The 19,581-nt window shown below is 57.6% G+C and carries 17 protein-coding genes; 4 read left to right on the plus strand and 13 right to left on the minus strand.

Translation table 11 applies throughout. The features are described 5' to 3' along the window. Nucleotides 1-73 precede the first annotated feature (73 nt). The 8 genes from ACR0NE_RS20150 to ACR0NE_RS20185 form a co-directional block, all read right to left on the minus strand. Nucleotides 74-1,291 carry an acyl-CoA synthetase family protein gene (locus ACR0NE_RS20150; protein ID WP_170598553.1) on the minus strand — a complete coding sequence of 406 codons (1,218 nt, stop codon included), beginning with the start codon at nt 1,289-1,291 and terminating at the stop codon, nt 74-76. A 19-nt stretch (nt 1,292-1,310) separates the two neighbouring features. Then, the gene (locus ACR0NE_RS20155; protein ID WP_170399269.1) at nt 1,311-2,144 is read right to left on the minus strand and encodes an ABC transporter ATP-binding protein; all 834 of its coding nucleotides are present in this window, start codon (nt 2,142-2,144) and stop codon (nt 1,311-1,313) included. A 72-nt stretch (nt 2,145-2,216) separates the two neighbouring features. Beyond that, the gene (locus tag ACR0NE_RS20160) at nt 2,217-3,500 is read right to left on the minus strand and encodes an ABC transporter substrate-binding protein (protein WP_170408764.1); all 1,284 of its coding nucleotides are present in this window, start codon (nt 3,498-3,500) and stop codon (nt 2,217-2,219) included. Nucleotides 3,501-3,573: 73 nt separating this feature from the next. Continuing rightward, nucleotides 3,574-4,650: a branched-chain amino acid ABC transporter permease gene (locus ACR0NE_RS20165; RefSeq protein ID WP_170408765.1), complete on the minus strand. Its 1,077-nt coding sequence runs from the start codon at nt 4,648-4,650 to the stop codon at nt 3,574-3,576. A gap of 3 nt (nt 4,651-4,653) precedes the next feature. Next, on the minus strand, nt 4,654-4,911 hold the full coding sequence (locus tag ACR0NE_RS20170; RefSeq protein ID WP_170408766.1) for a hypothetical protein: 258 nt from the start codon (nt 4,909-4,911) through the stop codon (nt 4,654-4,656). 3 nt (nt 4,912-4,914) lie between these two features. Then, nucleotides 4,915-5,901, minus strand: a complete 987-nt coding sequence (locus tag ACR0NE_RS20175) for a branched-chain amino acid ABC transporter permease (RefSeq protein WP_170408767.1) — start codon at nt 5,899-5,901, stop codon at nt 4,915-4,917. Nucleotides 5,902-5,930: 29 nt separating this feature from the next. Continuing rightward, a complete protein-coding gene (locus tag ACR0NE_RS20180) occupies nt 5,931-6,749 on the minus strand; it encodes an ABC transporter ATP-binding protein (RefSeq protein WP_170399285.1) in 819 nt (272 codons plus the stop codon). A gap of 75 nt (nt 6,750-6,824) precedes the next feature. Then, on the minus strand, nt 6,825-8,768 hold the full coding sequence (locus ACR0NE_RS20185; RefSeq protein ID WP_170598649.1) for an AMP-binding protein: 1,944 nt from the start codon (nt 8,766-8,768) through the stop codon (nt 6,825-6,827). 84 nt (nt 8,769-8,852) lie between these two features. On the opposite strand from ACR0NE_RS20185, the gene ACR0NE_RS20190 reads away from it, so the two are divergent. Beyond that, nucleotides 8,853-9,467 carry an LCCL domain-containing protein gene (locus ACR0NE_RS20190; protein WP_170598550.1) on the plus strand — a complete coding sequence of 205 codons (615 nt, stop codon included), beginning with the start codon at nt 8,853-8,855 and terminating at the stop codon, nt 9,465-9,467. Between the two features lie 16 nt (nt 9,468-9,483). On the opposite strand, the gene mutT is transcribed toward ACR0NE_RS20190, so the two are convergent. The 3 genes from mutT to ACR0NE_RS20205 are packed head-to-tail and all read right to left on the minus strand — an operon-like array spanning nt 9,484 to nt 11,958. Then, nucleotides 9,484-9,882: an 8-oxo-dGTP diphosphatase MutT gene (mutT, locus tag ACR0NE_RS20195; RefSeq protein ID WP_170334201.1), complete on the minus strand. Its 399-nt coding sequence runs from the start codon at nt 9,880-9,882 to the stop codon at nt 9,484-9,486. Further along, nucleotides 9,879-11,105: a bifunctional glutamate N-acetyltransferase/amino-acid acetyltransferase ArgJ gene (gene argJ / locus ACR0NE_RS20200; RefSeq protein WP_170598547.1), complete on the minus strand. Its 1,227-nt coding sequence runs from the start codon at nt 11,103-11,105 to the stop codon at nt 9,879-9,881. Before argJ ends, mutT begins: the two co-directional genes overlap by 4 nt. Nucleotides 11,106-11,109: 4 nt before the next feature. Then, entirely contained in the window at nt 11,110-11,958 is an 849-nt protein-coding gene (locus tag ACR0NE_RS20205) for a peptidylprolyl isomerase (protein ID WP_170598544.1), read from the minus strand. A 176-nt stretch (nt 11,959-12,134) separates the two neighbouring features. Between ACR0NE_RS20205 and secA the strand changes: the two genes are divergently transcribed. The 3 genes from secA to ACR0NE_RS20220 all read left to right on the plus strand — a co-directional run bounded on the left by secA (nt 12,135) and on the right by ACR0NE_RS20220 (nt 17,452). Beyond that, complete coding sequence (gene secA, locus ACR0NE_RS20210; protein ID WP_170598541.1) at nt 12,135-14,852, plus strand: preprotein translocase subunit SecA; 2,718 nt, start codon at nt 12,135-12,137, stop codon at nt 14,850-14,852. Between the two features lie 100 nt (nt 14,853-14,952). Next, nucleotides 14,953-15,870: a hypothetical protein gene (locus ACR0NE_RS20215; RefSeq protein WP_480459872.1), complete on the plus strand. Its 918-nt coding sequence runs from the start codon at nt 14,953-14,955 to the stop codon at nt 15,868-15,870. A gap of 25 nt (nt 15,871-15,895) precedes the next feature. Then, nucleotides 15,896-17,452, plus strand: coding sequence for a phosphate ABC transporter substrate-binding/OmpA family protein (locus ACR0NE_RS20220; RefSeq protein ID WP_170598538.1), 1,557 nt, complete (start codon nt 15,896-15,898; stop codon nt 17,450-17,452). A 3-nt stretch (nt 17,453-17,455) separates the two neighbouring features. On the opposite strand, the gene radC is transcribed toward ACR0NE_RS20220, so the two are convergent. Both radC and dnaJ read right to left on the minus strand, forming a co-directional pair. Further along, nucleotides 17,456-18,211, minus strand: a complete 756-nt coding sequence (radC, locus tag ACR0NE_RS20225) for a RadC family protein (protein ID WP_170426295.1) — start codon at nt 18,209-18,211, stop codon at nt 17,456-17,458. 159 nt (nt 18,212-18,370) lie between these two features. Beyond that, the gene (gene dnaJ / locus ACR0NE_RS20230; RefSeq protein ID WP_170399308.1) at nt 18,371-19,522 is read right to left on the minus strand and encodes a molecular chaperone DnaJ; all 1,152 of its coding nucleotides are present in this window, start codon (nt 19,520-19,522) and stop codon (nt 18,371-18,373) included. Nucleotides 19,523-19,581 lie beyond the last annotated feature (59 nt).

The following is a 19,581-nucleotide window of genomic DNA, read 5'->3' on the forward strand; positions in this document are numbered from 1 at the left end:
TTAATCGACTAAAACTCTAAGAAACACCAGTGGGCCGACTAACAAAAACTGCGGCAATGTTTGCCGCAGATCCCTATTCATAAACGCGCTGATCCTCGATCACCAAGCCATCTTTGGGCAAAGAGCCCGGCGCCACAACTTCAATCGCGCCTTTCAGTTTCAGGACTTCGACCACCGATTTTGCATAGGCACCATCGTTCTCGCAGGGGCTTTCGATCTGAACGGTCATGGTATCCATCTCGCCCTGTCGCGCCGCAATGACACGCGCCTTGACGATTTCATCATGCTTGTCGACCAGCGCGGCCACCTGTTCGGGGCGGACGAACATGCCCTTGATCTTGGTGGTCTGATCGGCGCGACCCATCCAGCCATTGATACGCATATTTGTGCGCCCGCACGGAGACTCTCCGGGCATGATCGCCGACAGATCACCGGTGGCAAAACGGATCAACGGGTAATCGGGGTTCAGCGTGGTCACAACCACCTCACCTACTTCACCAGGTGCAACCGGGGTTCCTGTGCCGGGGGTGACGATCTCAACGATCACGTGTTCGTCGATGATCATACCCTCCATCGCAGGGCTTTCATAAGCTATGTTGCCCAGATCAGCGGTCGCGTAGCATTGCAGGCAGACGATGCCCCGATCGGCGTAATCCTGTCGTAGGCTTGGAAACAGCGCCCCGCCACCCACAACGGCCTTGGAAAATTTCAGCGCGACGCCCATGGCTTCGGCTTTATCCAGAATGACTTTCAGATAGTCAGGCGTACCTGCATATGCGGTGCAACCCACATCGCGCGCAGCTGTCACCTGCAACTCGGTCTGACCTGTACCTGCAGGCAGGACCGACGCGCCAACGGCCTGCGCGCCGCTTTCAAAGATCATGCCCGCGGGGGTGAGGTGATAGCCAAAACAGTTCTGAACGATATCGCCTGGACCAACCCCAGCAGCATTCAGGAACCGGCCCATGCGCCACCAGTCGTGATCAGTGCTGCCGGGCTCGTAAATCGGACCCGGAGATTGAAAGACATGCTGGAAATTCCGCGCTGGTTTGACGGTGAACCCTCCAAACGGAGGTCGGGTGCCCTGCGCCTTTGTCAGATCGGATTTTCGCAGAACCGGCAGTTGTGCCAGCGCCTGCATGTCTGTCACTGTGCCGGCGTCCACGTTGGACAGGATGCCGGCATATCCGGGCGCTTTTTGCGCGCGGGCAATATGTTCTGGCAAGGCGCGCGCGTGATCAGCGGTGCGCTCGTCAGCGGATCGGGTTTCAAGCTTATCAAAATAGGTCATTGAAATATCCTCCACCCGCTTACAGCCATCTCTTGCGGCGGCGGTATGAGCGCACGTCTCGAAAGCTCTTGCGGCCTTCGTCAGACATGCCGAGATAAAATTCCTTTACGTCCGGGTTTTCGCGCAATTCAGCGGCGGGGCCGTCCATCACCACGCGGCCAGATTCCAGAATATAACCGTAATGAGCAAACCTTAGAGCCACATTTGTGTTCTGCTCGGCCAGCAGGAAGGACACGCCTTCCTTCTCGTTCAGGTCCCTTACGATGCCAAAAATCTCTTCGACAAGTTGCGGAGCCAGACCCATTGAGGGTTCATCAAGAAGGATGGTTTCGGGCCGTGACATCAGAGCCCTGCCCATCGCCACCATCTGCTGCTCACCACCCGAAGTATAACCGGCCTGACTACGGCGGCGTTCCTTCAAGCGCGGGAAGTAATTGTAGACCAGTTCCAGATCCTGCTGGATCGCGGCAGACCCGTCCTTACGGGTATAGGCACCGGTCAGCAGATTTTCTTCGACTGTGAGGTGTTCGAAACAGTGGCGGCCTTCCATGACTTGAATGACGCCCTTCTCAACCAAGGCAGCCGGGTCGCTTTCATGCACGCCCTCGCCGCGATATTTAATCGAGCCTTTGGTGACCTCGCCCCGTTCCGAATGCAGCAAGTTCGACACGGCCTTCAATGTGGTTGTCTTGCCCGCACCATTGCCACCCAGTAGGGCTGTGATGCCGCCCTTGGGCACAGTCAGGCTGACGCCTTTCAGAACAAGGATCACATGGTTGTAGATCACCTCGATATTGTTAACCTCAAGCAGGGTTTCCGCCTGCACGTCAGTGGTTTGTGCCGCATCCAACATCAGCGCGTGTCCTTGTGCGAGTGTGGGGTTCGGGGCGGCAGCGATCCGCCGCCCCGTTTGGTTCAGAGCACCTTATTCGCAGCGCTGAGAAATATTGTTCTCAGCAGCATATGCGCCCGAGTCTTCGTCGATCAGTGCGTTGATGACCTCAGCGTCAGTCGGTTCGAAGCCCTGAATCGAGTTCCAGGTACCCGCCGCTGCATCCCACTGAACAACGCCGACAAGGCCTGGGCCGCCGTGGTTTTCGCATGAGACCGCGAATTCAGGTCCGAAACCGGCCATACCCAGCGCTTCCATCTTGGCGTTGGTGATCTCCAGCGCCTCCATGCCATCGCGCATCATCGATGCGTCGATCTCGGCAGTGCCGTGCATCTCTTGCGCGGTTTTCACTGCTTCTGCGGCCAGCATCGCAGCATAGAGGCCGCGGTTGTACTGCACCGTACCCAGTTGATCACCGGCGCCTGCAGCTTTGCCCGCATCGACGACATATTTCTTCAGGTCGTCATAGACAGGATAGTCGTCGCCCAGACCGGTGAAGGTCAGCGCTTTGTAGCCGGTGGCCTTATCACCCGCAGGCTCAACATCAAACTCGGCCCCGGACCACCAGACACCGATGAAGTTCTCCATCGGGAAGCGGATATTGGCGGCTTCTTGCACGGCGACCTGGTTCATCACGCCCCAGCCCCACATGATCACATAGTCGGGCTTTTCCCGGCGGATTTGCAGCCACTGCGACTTCTGCTCCTGACCGGGGTGGTCGACCGGCAGCAGGGTCAGGTCATAGCCATGTTTTTCAGCCAGTGTTTCCAGCGTACGGATCGGTTCCTTGCCATAGGCCGAGTTGTGATAGACCAGCGCGATCTTCTTGCCGCTCAAGTCGCCACCGTTTTCGTCCAGCAGATAGTTGATCGCGCCCGACGCCCCGTTCCAGTAGTTGGCAGGATAGTTGAACACGTTGCTGAACACCTTACCGTTCGCCGCCGAGGTGCGGCCATAACCCATCGTGTGCAGCGGAATGCCGTCTGCGGTCACTTTAGGGATCAACTGATAGGTGATGCCGGTGGACAGGGGCTGATAGACCAAAGCACCTTCGCCCTTGGTCGATTCATAACATTCCACGCCTTTTTCCGTGTTATATCCGGTCTCGCATTCGATCACGTTGGCCGCAACACCGCCGATACCGCCATCGCGTTCGTTCAGCAGTGTGAAGTAGTCGGCATATCCGTCCGCAAATGGGATACCGCCGGCCGCATAAGGCCCGGTCCGGTAACTGAGCGACGGGAATACGAGGTCGGCCATGACCGGACCTGCGGCCATCACGGCGCCCAGCGCCAGGGTTGCCAGTTTCTTTTTCATCGGGTGTCTCCTCCCTTGGTTGATCCGATGTTGGGTTTCGGGTTTCACACCCGTCTTTTCGTTGGGCCGGTCCCTAGTGCGGGAACGGCCAGAGTCTGAGTTTCTCTTTCGCCACACGCCAAAGCTGCGCCAGACCGTGCGGTTCGAGGATCAGGAACATGATGATCAGAGCACCGACGATGACGAGGTTCAGGTGCGCCACGATATCTGTGGGCCAGCCCAGCAGATCGACGCCAAGCAGTTTCAAAACGACTGGCAGCAGCACGAGGAAGGCGGCACCGGCAAAGGACCCAAAAATAGACCCTAATCCGCCGATAATCACCATGAACAACACCAGGAACGATTTTTGAATGCCGAACACTTCTCCAACCTCGACCGCGCCCAGATAGACCGCAAAGAACAGCGCGCCGGCCACGCCCACGAAGAACGAACTGACAGCAAAGGCGGTCAGCTTGGCCTTGAGCGGGTTCACCCCGATGATCTCGGCCGCGATGTCCATGTCGCGGATTGCCATCCAGGTACGACCAGTGGTGCCGCGGGTCAGGTTACGCGCGATGATTGCGCAGACGGTCAAGAAGATCAGGCAGAACAAATAAGTCGCCCATGCCGGAGCATTCGGGCCAGTGATAATGATACCGAACACATCGCGTTCCGGCGCATTGATCTGTCCCGAGGCCGAGTAGTTGTAGAACCACGGCACCCGGTTAAACAGCCACACAAGGAAGAACTGCGCCGCCAGCGTGGCCACCGCCAGATAGAATCCTTTGATCCGCAGAGAAGGTAAGCCGAAGAGGACACCCACGATCGCGGTGATGCCGCCTGCAAGGATCACATGGATGAACATGCTGACATCCGGAAAAGCCGTCATCAACTTGTAACAGGCATAGGCCCCCACAGCCATGAACCCGCCGGTGCCCAGCGACACCTGCCCGCAATAGCCCACCAAAATGTTCAGCCCGATCGCAGCGATGGCATAGATCAGGAATGGCAGAAGCAGCGCATTGGCCCAATAATCGTTGATGATGAACGGAATTATTCCGAACGCCACCGCCAGCACGACATAATACCGATACCGGTCAAACTTGATCGGGAAAGTCTGGCTGTCGGCGATATATGAGGTTTTGAAATCCCCGGCCTCACGATAGAACATATCTTACTTTCCCCATTCTTCCTGCGCCCGATTGCGGGCAGCGGCGTCCAGTTGATTGGACCCTTTGGCATATCCGGTGGCCTCGGAAGCGCGCACCAGTTTCATGTAAGCCAGGATGCCCATGACCAGCCCGGCAAAGGCCAGAATTACAGCGATCACAAGTTGGCCCTCGGTCAGATCGCTCGATGTCAGGGCGATGTAGCCGAAAGCCCAAAACCCCGCCCATGCGATCACGTTGATGATAGCAATCAGCTTGGTCACGCCCTAAACCCTCTCGATGATCTTCTCGCCGAACAGGCCCTGAGGTCGGAACACGAGGAATATCAGCGCCAATACATAGGCAAACCAGTTCTCAGTCGCACCGCCAACCATTGGGCCGATGGCGAACTCGAACAGTTTCTCACCCACACCGATGATCAGGCCACCGACGATGGCTCCGGGGATCGAGGTGAATCCGCCTAGCATCAGCACCGGCAGCGCCTTCAGCGCGATCAGCGACAGCGAGAACTGAACGCCCGATTTGGTGCCCCACATGATGCCCGCGACCAGCGCCACAAACCCGGCGACCGACCAGACCATGATCCAGATGAAGTTCAGCGAAATCCCGACCGATAGCGCCGCCTGATGGTCATCCGCCACCGCACGCATCGCCCGACCCTGCTTGGTGTACTGGCTGAACGCGACCAGAGCCGCCACCAGAAGTGCTGCGATGATCGTGGCCACGATGTCCAGATTGTCGATGAAGAAACCGTAGTCGAAGATATTAAAGGTCGTCTCGTCAATCCACAGGTTGATACCCTGCGGCAGACCCACATCCAGCGTCTTGATCTCGGACCCCCACATCAGGTCGGCGACGCCCTCAAGGAAATAGGCCAGACCAATGGTCGCCATGAACAGGATGATCGGCTCTTGCCCGACCAGATGGCGCATGACGAACCGTTGCACGCACCAGGCCAGCAACACCATCACGGCCATGGTCAGAATAATCGCAAGCAACGCGGGCACATTCCAACCAAAATTATAGACGTGCGTGCCGAAAGTCGCGTTGATCAGGTGCGCAAAAGGCACCTGCCCGTTCATGATTCCGACCAGCGTCATCGCCGCAAACAGGGCCATAACCCCTTGGGCATAATTGAAAATCCCCGACGCCTTGTAGATCAACACAAAGCCCAGCGCGACCAGCGCATACAGCACCCCAGCCATCAGACCGTTGAGGATGACCTCCATCGCGAAGATTAATTGTTCAGGCATGCCAGCCCCTCCCCAATTCTGCCCGGACCTCAGTCATGGCTGACCCCCAAATAGGCATCAATGACTTCTTGGTTGTTGCGCACCTCATCCGGGGTGCCGTCACCAATCTTTTTGCCGTAATCCATCACAACCACACGGTCGCTCAGATCCATTACCACGCCCATATCGTGCTCGATCAGCGCAATCGTGGTGCCAAACTCGTCATTCACGTCGAGGATAAAGCGGCTCATGTCCTCTTTCTCTTCGACGTTCATCCCGGCCATCGGCTCATCCAGCAGCAGCAGTTTCGGTTCCGCCGCCAGCGCGCGCGCCAGTTCGACGCGTTTCTTCAACCCGTAGGGCAGGCGGGACACTGGCGTTTTGCGGATGTGCTGAATCTCAAGGAAATCAATGATCTTCTCGACCGCCTCGCGGTTCTCGGTCTCTTCTGCCTCGGCCTTGCCCTTCCACAGCGCTTGCTGAAGAATATTGGTCTTCATAAAACCCAAACGCCCGGTCATCACGTTATCCAACACGCTCATGCCTTCGAACAGTGCGATGTTTTGAAACGTCCGCGCGATCCCCTGCTGCGCCACCTCAAACGGCCGCATCGGAGGGCGCTTGGAGCCGTGAAACCAAACCTCACCTTCTTGCGGGACATAAAAGCCCGAGATCACGTTCAACATCGAGGACTTACCCGCCCCGTTTGGCCCGATGATCGCACGGATCTCACCCTCACGGATGTCGAACGAGATATCCTTGATAGCCACCACGCCGCCAAAGCGCAGGGTGATGTTCTTCATCTCCATCACCACACCGCCGATCTTGCGGCCGTCTTCGGTGACATATCCTTCGGAGTTATCCAGCATCAGAACCTCCCTGACACAAAAACGGGACGGCGGGCGGGGCGATGACCGCAGGTCGAGCGGCGCGCGTCAGCCCACTCATTCCGCCGCCACCTTGTGCTGCGCGACCGGAACCACTGGCGCATCGACAATTTCCAACGTCGCAGAAATCGATCCCTTACGACCATCTTCATAGGTCACTTCAGTCGTGGTCGAAACGCTCGACGACCCGTCATACAACGCCGCAATAATGTCGCTGAATTTGTCCTCGACAAACCCACGCCGCACCTTGCGGGTCCGAGTCATCTCGCCATCATCGGCATCCAGTTCCTTGTGCAGAACCACAAAGCGATGCACCTGACAGCCCGATAGCATTTCATCCGCCGCGACCGACTTGTTTACCTCTTCAACGTGGCTCCGAATCGTCTCTAACACACGAGGATGTCCCGCAAGTTCCTGATAGGACGCGTAGGCCACGTTGTTGCGTTCCGCCCAGTTTCCAACCGCTGTCAAATCGATATTGATGAAAGCCACGCATCGATCCTTGCCATTCCCGAACAGCACGACTTCAAGAATATCGGGATAAAACTTCAGCTTGTTCTCGACATACTTCGGCGCGAACATCGAACCATCAGCCATCTTGCCCACGTCTTTGGCACGGTCAATGATCCGTAGATGGCCGGAATTCTCCTCGATGAACCCGGCATCCCCCGTCGCCACCCAACCTTCGGCATCCTTGGTCGAAGCCGTCGAATCCGGGTTGTTGTAATACTCGACGAACACGCCAGGTGAGCGGTAATGAATCTCGCCCTTATCATCGATCTTCAGCTCGACATCTGGGGCCGGAACACCAACCGTATCCGCCCGTACCTCGCCATCCGGCTGCACGGTGATGAACACGGTCGCTTCGGTCTGACCGTAAAGCTGCTTCAGGTTAATGCCCAAAGAGCGGTAGAAATCAAAAATTTCCGGCCCGATCGCTTCACCCGCCGTATAGCCCACACGGAACCGGCCATAGCCAAGCGTATCTTTCAGCGGGCCATAGACCAGCAAATTGCCCAGCGTGTATTTCAGCTTGTCGCCAAAGCCCACCGCCTTGCCGTCCAGCAACAGGCCACCCACCTTCTTGGCATGGGCCATGAAATAATGGAACATGCGCTGCTTCAGCTTGCCCGCATCCTCCATCCGGATCATCACGTTGGTCAGCTGGGTTTCGAACACCCGCGGCGGGGCAAAGAAATAGGTCGGCCCGATCTCGCGCAGGTCTGTCATCATCGTGTCGGCGCTTTCGGGGCAGTTCACGCAGAAGCCGCACCAATAAGCCTGACCAATCGAGAATATGAAATCGCCAACCCAAGCCATCGGCAGGTAAGACAGGATGTCTTCGTTCCGGGTCAGATGATCGAATTCCGCCGAGTTCTTAGCGCTTTCGATAACATTGCGGTTCGACAGCACCACGCCCTTGGGCTTGCCCGTGGTGCCCGAGGTATAAAGCATCACGCAGGTATCATCGTAAGTGATCGCCGCAATGCGCTTGTCCAGTTCCGCATCAAACCGCGCGTGCCCCGCACTGCCCTCGGCCATGATGTCCTCAAGCGCGTTCATCTGCGAGTGGTCATACTTCCGCATCCCGCGCTTGTCGGTATAGAGTATGTGTTTGACTTGATGCAGGTTTTCCTGAATCTCGATGACTTTGTCGACCTGCTCCTGGTCACCGCAGACGACATATTTCGCGCCGCAATGCTCCAGCACATAGGCCATCTCTTCGGCGACCGAATCCTGATACAGAGGCACCGGCACCGCGCCTACCATCTGAGCGGCAACCATCGACCAGTAATGGGCGGGACGGTTCCGACCAATCACGGCAATATGGTCACCCTTTTCAACGCCAAGTTCTAGAAACCCAAGCGCGATGGCACGGATTTCTTTGGCGGCTTCCGCCCAGGTCCAGCATTGCCAGATCCCGAATTCCTTTTCCCGATAGGCCGGGGCATCCCCGAACTGGGTCACATTGCGGTGTAATAGCGCCGGAAGAGAGTCCATCCCTTCAGCGCCCGACTGCGTCTGAGCCAATCTTTCTCTCCTCCCCATCCGACCCCTCCCCGGGCCGAAAATGGCGGGTTCGGGATGGTGCCCGAACGCCAATGCCCCGATAAGGGACGTCGTAACGATCAGCGTCAAGTTTTGCCTGATGTTTTCTCAATTCTTACGAATTGTAACAGGGGTGGAGGGGTGAAGTTCCGAGTTGTACAAGATGTAAAAATCGTTGAACTGGATAAACCAGCGCTGCCAAAAGCGAATACAACCGCCGCATTTTTTTGGGCAACGCGTGAGTTCGTGATAGAATTGATAATGCATAGAGCTCAACAGATCATATTTGTGGCCATCGCGGTTTTTGTGATCGCTGGTAGCGGGAGTGGACCGATTTCAGCCGATGAGCTAAAGGATTGCCCCGGCCATATTGGTGAACTTGACTTACCCATTGAGTGCATGTGCACAAAAGAGGCGCAACGGATACGGCCGTTCAATGTACAGGGATGCGAAGTGTACGCTTGGTGGAGCAACATTTGTATGGCCGCGGTGCATGCGGGAATTGCTACGCGTGAGGGCGGGCCAGTCCGGATCGAACAACGGGAACCTCAAGCAGAATACGTCGGTTGCCTTCGTAACGATATGTTCAGCAATGACATGCACCACAGTGATTTGCCAAGCTTTGTCGTTTTGCCAGTTGAGTCAGATTAGAGTCTTTTTTAAGGGCTTATAGCCAATCCCGCAAAATCGGGATCAACGGCACATCTGCCGCAGGCATCGGGTAGTTCCTCAGATCATTCGCCCGCACCCATTTCAGCGCCTGTCCTTCTTTCGATTGCGGTATCCCCTCCCATTTGCGGCAGGCAAACAGCGGCATCAGCAGGTGGAAATCGTCATAGCTGTGGCTGGCAAAGGTCAGCGGCGCGAGGCATGAGGCCCAGGTGTCGATGCCCAGTTCCTCGTGCAATTCGCGGATCAGGGCGGCCTCGGGGGTTTCTCCGGGTTCGATCTTGCCGCCGGGGAATTCCCAGAGACCGGCCATGGATTTACCTTCGGGGCGTTGAGCCAGTAGGACGCGGCCCTCGATGTCGATCAGAGCCACGGCAGACACTAACACTGTCTTCACGAGCGATAATCCGCGTTGATTTCGATATAGCCGTGGGTCAGATCGCAGGTCCAGACGGTGGAAGCGCCCTGACCCAGTCCCAGATCGACTGCGATCACCAAATCCTGACCTTTCATATAGGCCGCAGCGTCTTCCTCGCGGTAGTCGGGGCTGACCCAGCCTTTTTCAGCCACAAGGATGTCTCCGAACGATATGCTCAAAAGGTCGCGGTCTGCAGCAGCACCGGATTTGCCGATGGCCATGACGATGCGGCCCCAATTCGGGTCCTCGCCCGCGATGGCGGTTTTGACCAGCGGGGAGTTGGCGATAGCCAGCCCGTGGGTTTTGGCATCAGCATCCGTGGCGGCGCCGGTCACACGAATTTCTACGAATTTCGTGGCCCCTTCGCCGTCGCGGACCACTTGCTGCGCAAGGTCCAACATCACTGTTTCCAGCGCTTGCGCGAAAGCGGCATTGCCGGTGGCATCGACGCCCGATGCCCCGGTGGCGCAAAGCAAGAGGCTGTCGGATGTCGAGGTATCGCTATCCACGGTGATGCAGTTGAAGGTCCGGTCGGTCTGCGCGCCCAGCATCGCTTGCAGCGCTGTTTGCTCGATCTGAGCGTCGGTGAAGATATAAACCAGCATCGTCGCCATATCGGGCGCGATCATGCCGGAACCCTTCGCTATCCCTGCAATAGAGACTGTTTGGCCGCCAATATCGACCTGCGCCGACGACCCCTTCGGGAAGGTGTCGGTGGTCATGATCGCGCGCGCCGCGTCCTCGATCGCGTGACGGCTGAGGCCCGCCTTCAACGCCTCAAGCTGTGCAACGATGCGGTCATGGGGCAGCGGCTCGCCGATGACACCGGTCGACGAGGTAAAAACCCGATCTACCGCGACTCCGGTAGCTTTGGAGACGGCTTGCGTCACCTCGGCCACTGAGGTCTGCCCGTAATGGCCGGTAAACGCATTGGCGTTGCCCGAATTCACAAGGATCGCTGCAGGCCCGTCGCGGGGCCCGCCGATCTTGTCCTGACAATCCAGAACGGGGGCCGCACGGGTGGCCGAGCGGGTGAACACCCCCGCCACCGAAGTGCCCGGATCAAGAACGGCCAGCATCACATCGGTGCGGCCTTGATATCGGACACCAGCCTCGACAGTGGCGAAGCGCACACCGTCGATCGCGGGCAATTCGGGGAAGGCCGCCGGGGCCAGCGGTGAAACCTTGGTTATCGTGGCCACGGGGTTACTCCTGCAGCAGCTCCAGCTGGCGCATGACCTCGGGGCCAGCGCCCTCGAGCGCGGGACGCTCGATCTGCGCTTGCTGCGTCAACTCGTCAATCTTGGCCTGAATTGCTTCTTGCCGAATGGTCTGAGCCAATTCATCGCGCACGACCGCCAATTCGGGGGCCTCGGTCTTGCGCTTGTCGTTCAGCGTGACCACGTGCCAACCGAACTGGGTTTGCACCGGATCCGAGACCTGACCCTTTTCAAGGCCAAGCACGGCACCTTCAAACTCGGGCACCATCTGGCCTTTGCCGAACCAGCCCAGCGCACCGCCATTGGGGCCAGAGGGTCCTGTGGATTTTTCTTTCGCTAGCTCAGCGAAATCTGCGCCTTCTTCAAGTTGGGCTTTGACAGCTTTGGCTTCGTCCTCGGATTCGACCAGAATGTGGCTGGCATTGAACTCGTCTTCGCCCTGAAACTCGGCGAATTGCGTGTCATAGGCGGCCTGTATGGCCTCATTAGTGACACTGGCGGCTGTCAGCGCTTCGACGGTTTGCACGGCGCGCAGGGACCGGGTTTCGTTTTCCAGTCGAAGGGCGTTGAGTGTATTCAGCTCTTCCTGTTCAAGGCTCAGCAGGTGCTGCTGGACCAGTTGCTCGAGGATGAAATCATATAGCACCTCATCTTCAAGCTGCTGATACTGCGCCGGCAGCGCCGAGGCGGTGGCGATGACGTGACCCAATGTGATCTCGTCGCCGTTCACGCGCGCAACCACGGTGTTGGCATCCGGTGCGTCCTGGGCGGCCAGCGGCAACGCCATCACGGCAGCAAGCGCAAGCGATGGCAGAAAAGTGAGGCCTTTGGGCATGGAATTATCCTATTTCTTTGCCGCGACAGGGCGCAGCGTTGACACTGTGGAACCTGCCCCTTACATCGCTTTGAAGCCTTGGACAGGGCCGCCTTTCACCCCCCGTATCTAGGGGCTGCGCGCAAGGTGGGCAAGCCTGTCGCAACCAAGAAAAAAACAGATCCGCTGGAGTGAACATGCTGGGACTCGGAACGCTCGCCAAAAAGGTGTTCGGAACACCGAACGACCGCAAGATCAAGGCGGCCCGCCCGCTGGTCGAAAAGATCAATGCGCTGGAGCCGGAGTTCGAGATCCTGACCGACGATGGCCTGATCGAGAAAACCGCTGAGCTGCGCAAACGAGCGCTGGACGGTGAAAAACTGGATGACTTGCTGCCGGAAGCATTTGCCAATGTCCGCGAAGGGGCCAAGCGCGCCCTGGGTCTTCGGGCCTTTGATGTGCAGTTGATGGGTGGTTTGTTCCTGCACCAGGGCAATATCTCGGAAATGAAAACGGGTGAAGGCAAAACCCTGGTCGCCACCTTCCCCGCCTATCTGAATGCACTGACCGGCAAGGGCGTGCATGTGGTCACGGTGAACGAATACCTGGCCAAGCGCGACTCGGAATGGATGGGCAAGGTGTTTGCGTCCGTTGGCATGACGACCGGTGTGATCTGGTCGGGCCAACCGGATGCCGAGAAGATGGCGGCGTACAAGTGTGACATCACCTATGCCACAAATAATGAGTTGGGCTTCGACTATCTGCGCGACAACATGAAGGCCGATCTGGAACAGGTCTATCAGAAGCACCACAATTTCGCGATCGTCGACGAAGTCGACTCGATCCTGATTGATGAGGCGCGGACGCCGCTGATCATCTCGGGGCCGGCACAAGACCGATCGGACCTTTATACTGCCATCGATACCGTGATCCCGACGCTGCAGGACGATCATTACTCGCTCGATGAAAAAAGCCGCAGCGTGACGTTCACCGATGAAGGCAACGAGTTTTTGGAGCAGCAACTGCTTTCAGCGGGTCTGCTGCCCGAGGGGCATTCGCTGTACGACCCCGAAAGCACCACTGTAGTGCATCACGTCAATCAGGGCCTGCGCGCACATAAACTGTTCCAACGTGACAAGGACTATATCGTTCGGGATGGCAATGTGGTGCTAATCGACGAATTCACCGGTCGGATGATGCCGGGCCGCCGCTTGTCGGAAGGTCTGCACCAAGCCATCGAAGCCAAGGAAGGCGTACAGATTCAGCCCGAGAATGTGACGCTGGCCAGCGTGACATTCCAGAACTATTTCCGCCTCTATGACAAGCTGTCCGGCATGACCGGCACTGCGCTGACCGAGGCGGAAGAATTTCAGGAAATCTATGGTCTGGGTGTGGTCGAGGTTCCGACCAACAAACCAATCGCGCGTGAGGACAAAGACGACCAGGTCTATCGCACGACAGCCGAAAAATACGGTGCCATTATTGAACAGGTCAAAAAGGCCGGTGAAAAAGGTCAGCCGGTTCTGGTCGGCACCACGTCGATCGAAAAGTCCGAAGTGATCAGCCAGATGCTGACTAAGGAGGGTATCGAGCACAATGTGCTGAACGCCCGTCAGCACGAACAGGAAGCCCAGATCGTGGCAGATGCCGGCCGTCTGGGTGCGGTGACCATCGCCACCAACATGGCGGGTCGCGGTACTGACATCCAGCTGGGCGGTAACGTTGAGATGAAGGTGCTGCAGGCGCTGGCCGAAAACCCCGAGGCTGACCCGGCCGAGTTGCGTGCGGCAGAAGAAGCCAAGCACGCGGAAGAAAAGGAAAAGGTGCTGCAGGCCGGTGGTCTTTACGTAATGGCGTCCGAACGTCATGAAAGCCGCCGGATCGACAACCAGCTGCGCGGGCGTTCGGGACGCCAAGGTGACCCGGGCCGCACCGTGTTCTACCTGAGCCTGGAAGATGACCTGATGCGCATCTTCGGTTCGGAACGTCTGGACAAGGTCCTGACCACGCTGGGCATGAAAGAGGGCGAGGCAATCATTCACCCCTGGGTGAACAAATCGCTGGAACGGGCGCAATCCAAAGTCGAAGGTCGCAACTTTGACATGCGCAAAAACGTTCTGAAATTCGACGACGTAATGAACGATCAGCGGAAAGTCGTGTTCAGCCAGCGGCGTGAAATCATGTCAGCGGATGATCTGTCGGATGTCGTGTCCGATATGCGTGAGCAGGTGATCGACGATATGATCGACGAATTCATGCCGCCAAAATCATATGCAGATCAATGGGATACAGAAGGTCTGCACGAAGCGGTCAAAGACAAGCTGACCATCGATGCGCCGGTTCAGGGCTGGGCCGCCGAGGAAGGCGTGGATGACGAGCAAATCCGCGAACGTCTGATCAAGGCCGCCGATGAAATGATGGCGCAGAAGGCCGTGGCCTTTGGCCCGGAAAACATGCGCAACATCGAAAAGCAGGTTCTGCTGCAGACTATCGATGGCAAATGGCGCGAACATCTTTTGACGCTGGAACATCTGCGCTCGGTCGTGGGTTTCCGTGGCTATGCACAGCGCGATCCGCTGAACGAGTACAAAAACGAAAGCTTCCAGCTGTTCGAAGGGATGCTAGATTCCTTGCGCGAAACCGTCACTCAGCAATTGTCGCGCGTGCGCCCGCTGAGCGAAGAAGAACAGAAGGAAATGCTCGCGCAGATGGCGGCGCAACAGGCACAGGCGCAGAAAGCTGTGGATCAAGCTGCCGGGAATGCTGAGGTGATCGCCGAAGCTGAAGCGTCTGGTGACAGTCGTCCGGGTTTTGTCGAGGATGATCCTTCGACTTGGGGTAACCCGTCACGCAATGATCCTTGCCCCTGTGGCTCGGGGAAAAAATTCAAACATTGCCACGGCAGGTTGACTTAACGTCACCTGCTTTCCACCACAATGAGTCCGCCTCACGGCCACATATTGGCCTTGATTGGGAAGCAAATTGCGACTCGCTCCTTCAACTGGGGAGGGTGTCTTGTTTGTCATTAAGAACTACGTGACCACGGGCGGAACCGTTGCCTGCGCTCTGGCCATTGGATATTTGATGCAAAGCGGATCGGCGCAGCAACCCAATGCTGAGCCGAGCGTTGAACGCGTCGCTTCGATCTCGGAACAGGACTCGGACCTGACCGGACTGGAAAGCGTTGTCCTGACCTCTTCTTCCCCGACAGAAGCGCGTCCCAAGGATCTATCTCAATCCATACGCTCAGCGCCAGAAACCAGCCGTTTGCCTTCGAATTGCGATATGAGCGCGCGCGCCATGGCTGTGCCCGGCGCCAACGTACGGCTGCGGGTCAAGGCCCCCTGCCATGCCAATGAGACCATTGAGGTTCATCACAACGGGCTGGTTTTCAGCACCGAGACCGATGCGCTTGGCGGCTTGAACCTGACCATCCCGGCGCTGTCGGAATACGCTATTTTCCTGATCTCGCTGCCGGATGAGAAAGGCACCGTTGCGACGACGCATGTGCCCGAGATCAACAGCTTCAACCGGGTTGCCTTGCAGTGGCAGGGCGAAACCGATCTGCAGCTTCATGCGCTGGAATTCGGCGCAGGTTACGGGGAAGAAGGCCACGTGTGGTCCGGGTCCCAGACCGGCGGCGCGGGCTCGGTGATCCATCTGGGTCAGGGCGGTTCGGACGTCGCGCGCAATATCGAGGTTTATTCATACCCTATCGAGACCGCAACCGAGGCCGGAAGTATCACTCTGTCGGTTGAAACTGAGGTCACCGAAGCAAATTGCGGCAAGCCCCTAAGCGTGCAATCGTTGGAATGGCGCGCGGAACGGCTACGCTCACGCGACCTGTCGCTGGATATGCCCGGTTGTGAGGCAGCTGGCGATTTTCTGGTGTTGAATAATCTGTTCTCAGACCTGACAATCGCTGCCAAATAAGCAGCAGGCAGATCTACGGTTTCCAATGAACATTCTTCGTGCGGCGTTCGCCGCGCTTTTTGCCTTATCCTTGGCACAAAGCGTATTCGCGCAGGACATCACTTTGACCTCGCATGACGGCAAGGTAGAAGTGGTCGGCACCCTTCTTGGTTACGACGGTGAATTCTACCGTGTCGATACGCAATTCGGAGAGCTGACGGTCGATGGATCGGGGGTCACCTGCGACGGCCCAGCCTGCCCCAACCTGACGGATTTTGTGGCCGAAGTTCGTTTCTCTGGCTCATCAGTGATCGCCGAGACACTGCTGCCCGCCCTTGCACAGGGCTTTGCCATCGAGGAAGGGTTAACCCTGTCACAGCCCGAGGGCACCGGAGACCTGCGGATCTACGCCCTGAATCAGCCTGATCGGCAGGCGCCTTTGGCGAGGTTCATATTTCGTGCAAAGGATACGGCTGACGGCTTTATCGATCTGGTTGAGAACACCGCAGATGTCGTGTTGGCGCAGCGGGAAATTCGATCAGACGAACTGGAGTTGACCAAAGCCGCTGGGCTCGGAGATCTGACGCAAACCCGCCGGTCGCGCGTCTTGGCTCTGGATGCAATCGTGCCAATCGTGTCGGCCGACAATCCCGTGCGCCAGATATCGCTTGCTGATCTGGTGAAGGTTTTCACCGCCGAGGTCGCAAATTGGGGCGATCTCGGTGGGCCTGATGCGCCGATCTCTCTGCATCTGCCACAGGTCGGTTCCGGGCTGGATCAGGCGGTCGAGGATTTGCTGTTAGCACCTGCCAACGCACATATGACCGCTCAGATCACGCGCCACGATCGAAACAGCGATCTGGTGCGCAAGGTCTCGAACGACCCGTTCGCGCTCGGCGTCGCCAGTCTTGCCGAGGCCGGGACTGTGCGCGCCCTGCCTCTGACCGGTGGGTGCGGACATGCCCTGTCGGCAACACGGCAATCGGTCAAGACCGAAGATTATCCGCTGACCTCACCCATGTTTTTCTATTTGCCACAAAGACGATTGCCCAAAGTCGCGCGACAGTTTTTGGCCTATACCCAAAGCAGCGCCGCACAGATGGTCATCCGGCAAGCCGGATTTGTCGATCAATCCCTTGAAACAATCCAGGTTGGGCTGCAAGGCGATCGGCTGGCCAATGCGATCAGCACCGGTGGAGCTGAGGTCGGGTTGGAAGAGTTGCAGCGCATGATCGAAACCCTCCGTCCACTTTCGCGGCTATCTTTGTCCTTTCGGTTCGAACCGGGGTCGTCGCGACCCGATGCTCAGTCCCGGTCAAACATCTTGAACCTTGCGCAAGCTTTGGAAAGCGGAACGTTGGAGGCGCGTCAATTGATCTTTGTTGGGTTTAGTGACGGCGAGGGCGCGGCGGTCGCCAATTCACGTATTGCCCTGCAGCGAGCCAAAACCGTCCGAAACGCAGTGCTGGCATCGGTCGAAACCAGCCTCCCCGACAGCATCGAAATCAGTGTCGAGGGCTTTGGCGAGGCCATGCCGATGGCCTGCGACGACACCGAATGGGGCCGCAAGGTGAATCGTCGGGTCGAAGTTTGGATCCGATAACCCTTACAAATAGCCTTGCGAGCGGAAACTCAGTTCAGCCGATTTCCCGATGATCAGGTGATCATGCAAAGTCAGCCCAAGGGCGGAACACGCATCCTGAATCCGGTTGGTCATATCGATATCCGACTGCGACGGCGTCGGATCACCGGATGGATGATTGTGGACCAGGATCAGAGCCGAGGCATTGAGTTCCAACGCCCGCTTCGCGACCTCTCGCGGATAGACCGGCACATGATCCACCGTGCCTTTGGCCTGCTCTTCATCCGCAATCAGCACATTCTTGCGATCTAGATAAAACACACGAAACTGCTCGATCTCGCGGTGCGCCATCGTGGTGTGACAATAGTCCAGAAGCGCATCCCATCCCGAGATCACATGCCGTTGCATCACCCGGGCACGCGCCATGCGATGGGCACAGGCCTCAAGGATTTTCAGATCGGTAATCACCGTGTCCCCAACCCCTTTGATCTGACGCAGCCGTTCCTCGGGTGCCGTCAACACACGATTGAAATCACCAAACGCTTCCATCAGCGCGCGCGCCAGCGGTTTCACATCCTGACGCGGGATGGATCGGAACAGAGCAAGTTCCAGCAGTTCATAATCCGGCATCGCTGCTGATCCGCCAGACATGAACCTTTCGCGCAGCCGCTTGCGATGGTCTTTGATGTAGGAGGGTAACCGACCAACGGGCAGCGGCTGCGCCGGTGCTTCATCCGTATCGAACAGCATGGGGGCTTCGGCAAAGGCGTCTTGGGTCATAACACCACTCTGACGCAGAATCGGTTTCCGAAAAGTTAACGCGCCTTATCCCTGCCCGCCGGATCGGCAACACACGGATCCCCTGCTTCATCTGGCCATAAATATCTCGGGGGGGTCGCCCAAAGGGCGATGGGGGGCAGAGCCCCCCTGCTTAACCGTTTAACCCTTCATGCCATCCCAGAAGGACTTTACAGAAGAGAAAAAGCTTTTAGATTCCGGGTGGTTATCTTCACCCAAATCGTCAAACTCACGCAGAAGTTCTTTCTGACGACTGGTCAGATTGACCGGAGTTTCCACGGCAAGTTCGATGAACATATCCCCGATGCCTCCGCCACGCAGGGCGGGCATGCCTTTGCTACGCAGGCGCATCTGGCGACCCGACTGGCTGCCGGCAGGAATCTGTACACGACCGCGACCACCGTCGATGGTCGGCACCTCGATCGAACCGCCAAGTGCTGCCTTGGCCATGCTGACTGGCACACGGCAATAGAGGTTCACGCTGTCACGTTCGAACAGCTTGTGCTCGGAAACTTCGACAAAAATATAGAGGTCACCCGGAGGACCACCACGCATTCCGGCCTCACCCTCACCAGCCAGACGAATCCGGGTGCCGGTCTCGACACCGGCAGGGATGTTCACGGACAATGCGCGATCTTTTTCAACGCGCCCCGCACCTTGGCACGACTTACAAGGGTTCTTAATGATCTGACCCAAACCAGAGCAGGTCGGGCAGGTGCGCTCAACCGTGAAAAAGCCCTGTTGCGCGCGAACCTTGCCCATGCCGGAACAAGTCGGACATGCGGTAGGTTCAACACCACCTTCGGCACCAGTTCCCTCGCAAGAGGAACAGGCCACAGCCGTAGGAACGTTTATGGTTTTCTGCAGGCCTGCATAAGCCTCTTCCAACGTGACCCGCAGGTTATAGCGCAGGTCTGAACCGCGTGCGGCGCGACGGCCCCCGCCTGCCCCACGCTGGCCACCCATGAAGTCGCCGAACAGGTCGTCGAACACGTCAGAGAACGCGCTGGAGAAATCGCCCTGACCGAAGCCGCCACCGGGACGGCCGCCGCCTCCGCCCATGCCGTTTTCAAACGCGGCGTGACCAAAGCGGTCATAAGCGGCTTTCTTGTCAGCATCGCGCAGAACATCGTAAGCCTCGTTGGCCTCTTTGAACTGCGCTTCGGCATCGGGGTTGTCCTTGTTGCGATCGGGATGCAGCTGTTTGGCTTTCGAGCGAAAGCCTTTCTTGATCTCATCCGCAGAAGCGCCCTTGGACACGCCGAGCACTTCGTAATAGTCGCGTTTGGACATCAGTATTTCCTTCTGCCTCAACGTAATCGGGCCGGCCCGGCAACCGGACCGGCCCAAAT

It is taken from the genome of Ruegeria sp. C9 (genome assembly GCF_056537585.1).

Bases quoted from the DNA above. Each gene is read 5' to 3' on its own strand.
- ACR0NE_RS20155 (WP_170399269.1), bottom strand. From the start codon at position 2,144: ATGTTGGATGCGGCACAAACCACTGACGTGCAGGCGGAAACCCTGCTT.
- ACR0NE_RS20180 (WP_170399285.1), bottom strand. From the start codon at position 6,749: ATGCTGGATAACTCCGAAGGATATGTCACCGAAGACGGCCGCAAGATC.
- ACR0NE_RS20175 (WP_170408767.1), bottom strand. From the start codon at position 5,901: ATGCCTGAACAATTAATCTTCGCGATGGAGGTCATCCTCAACGGTCTG.
- dnaJ (WP_170399308.1), bottom strand. From the start codon at position 19,522: ATGTCCAAACGCGACTATTACGAAGTGCTCGGCGTGTCCAAGGGCGCT.
- ACR0NE_RS20190 (WP_170598550.1), top strand. From the start codon at position 8,853: ATGGTGCCCGAACGCCAATGCCCCGATAAGGGACGTCGTAACGATCAG.
- ACR0NE_RS20160 (WP_170408764.1), bottom strand. From the start codon at position 3,500: ATGAAAAAGAAACTGGCAACCCTGGCGCTGGGCGCCGTGATGGCCGCA.
- secA (WP_170598541.1), top strand. From the start codon at position 12,135: ATGCTGGGACTCGGAACGCTCGCCAAAAAGGTGTTCGGAACACCGAAC.
- ACR0NE_RS20165 (WP_170408765.1), bottom strand. From the start codon at position 4,650: ATGTTCTATCGTGAGGCCGGGGATTTCAAAACCTCATATATCGCCGAC.
- ACR0NE_RS20205 (WP_170598544.1), bottom strand. From the start codon at position 11,958: ATGCCCAAAGGCCTCACTTTTCTGCCATCGCTTGCGCTTGCTGCCGTG.
- radC (WP_170426295.1), bottom strand. From the start codon at position 18,211: ATGACCCAAGACGCCTTTGCCGAAGCCCCCATGCTGTTCGATACGGAT.
- ACR0NE_RS20220 (WP_170598538.1), top strand. From the start codon at position 15,896: ATGAACATTCTTCGTGCGGCGTTCGCCGCGCTTTTTGCCTTATCCTTG.
- ACR0NE_RS20150 (WP_170598553.1), bottom strand. From the start codon at position 1,291: ATGACCTATTTTGATAAGCTTGAAACCCGATCCGCTGACGAGCGCACC.
- ACR0NE_RS20185 (WP_170598649.1), bottom strand. From the start codon at position 8,768: ATGGACTCTCTTCCGGCGCTATTACACCGCAATGTGACCCAGTTCGGG.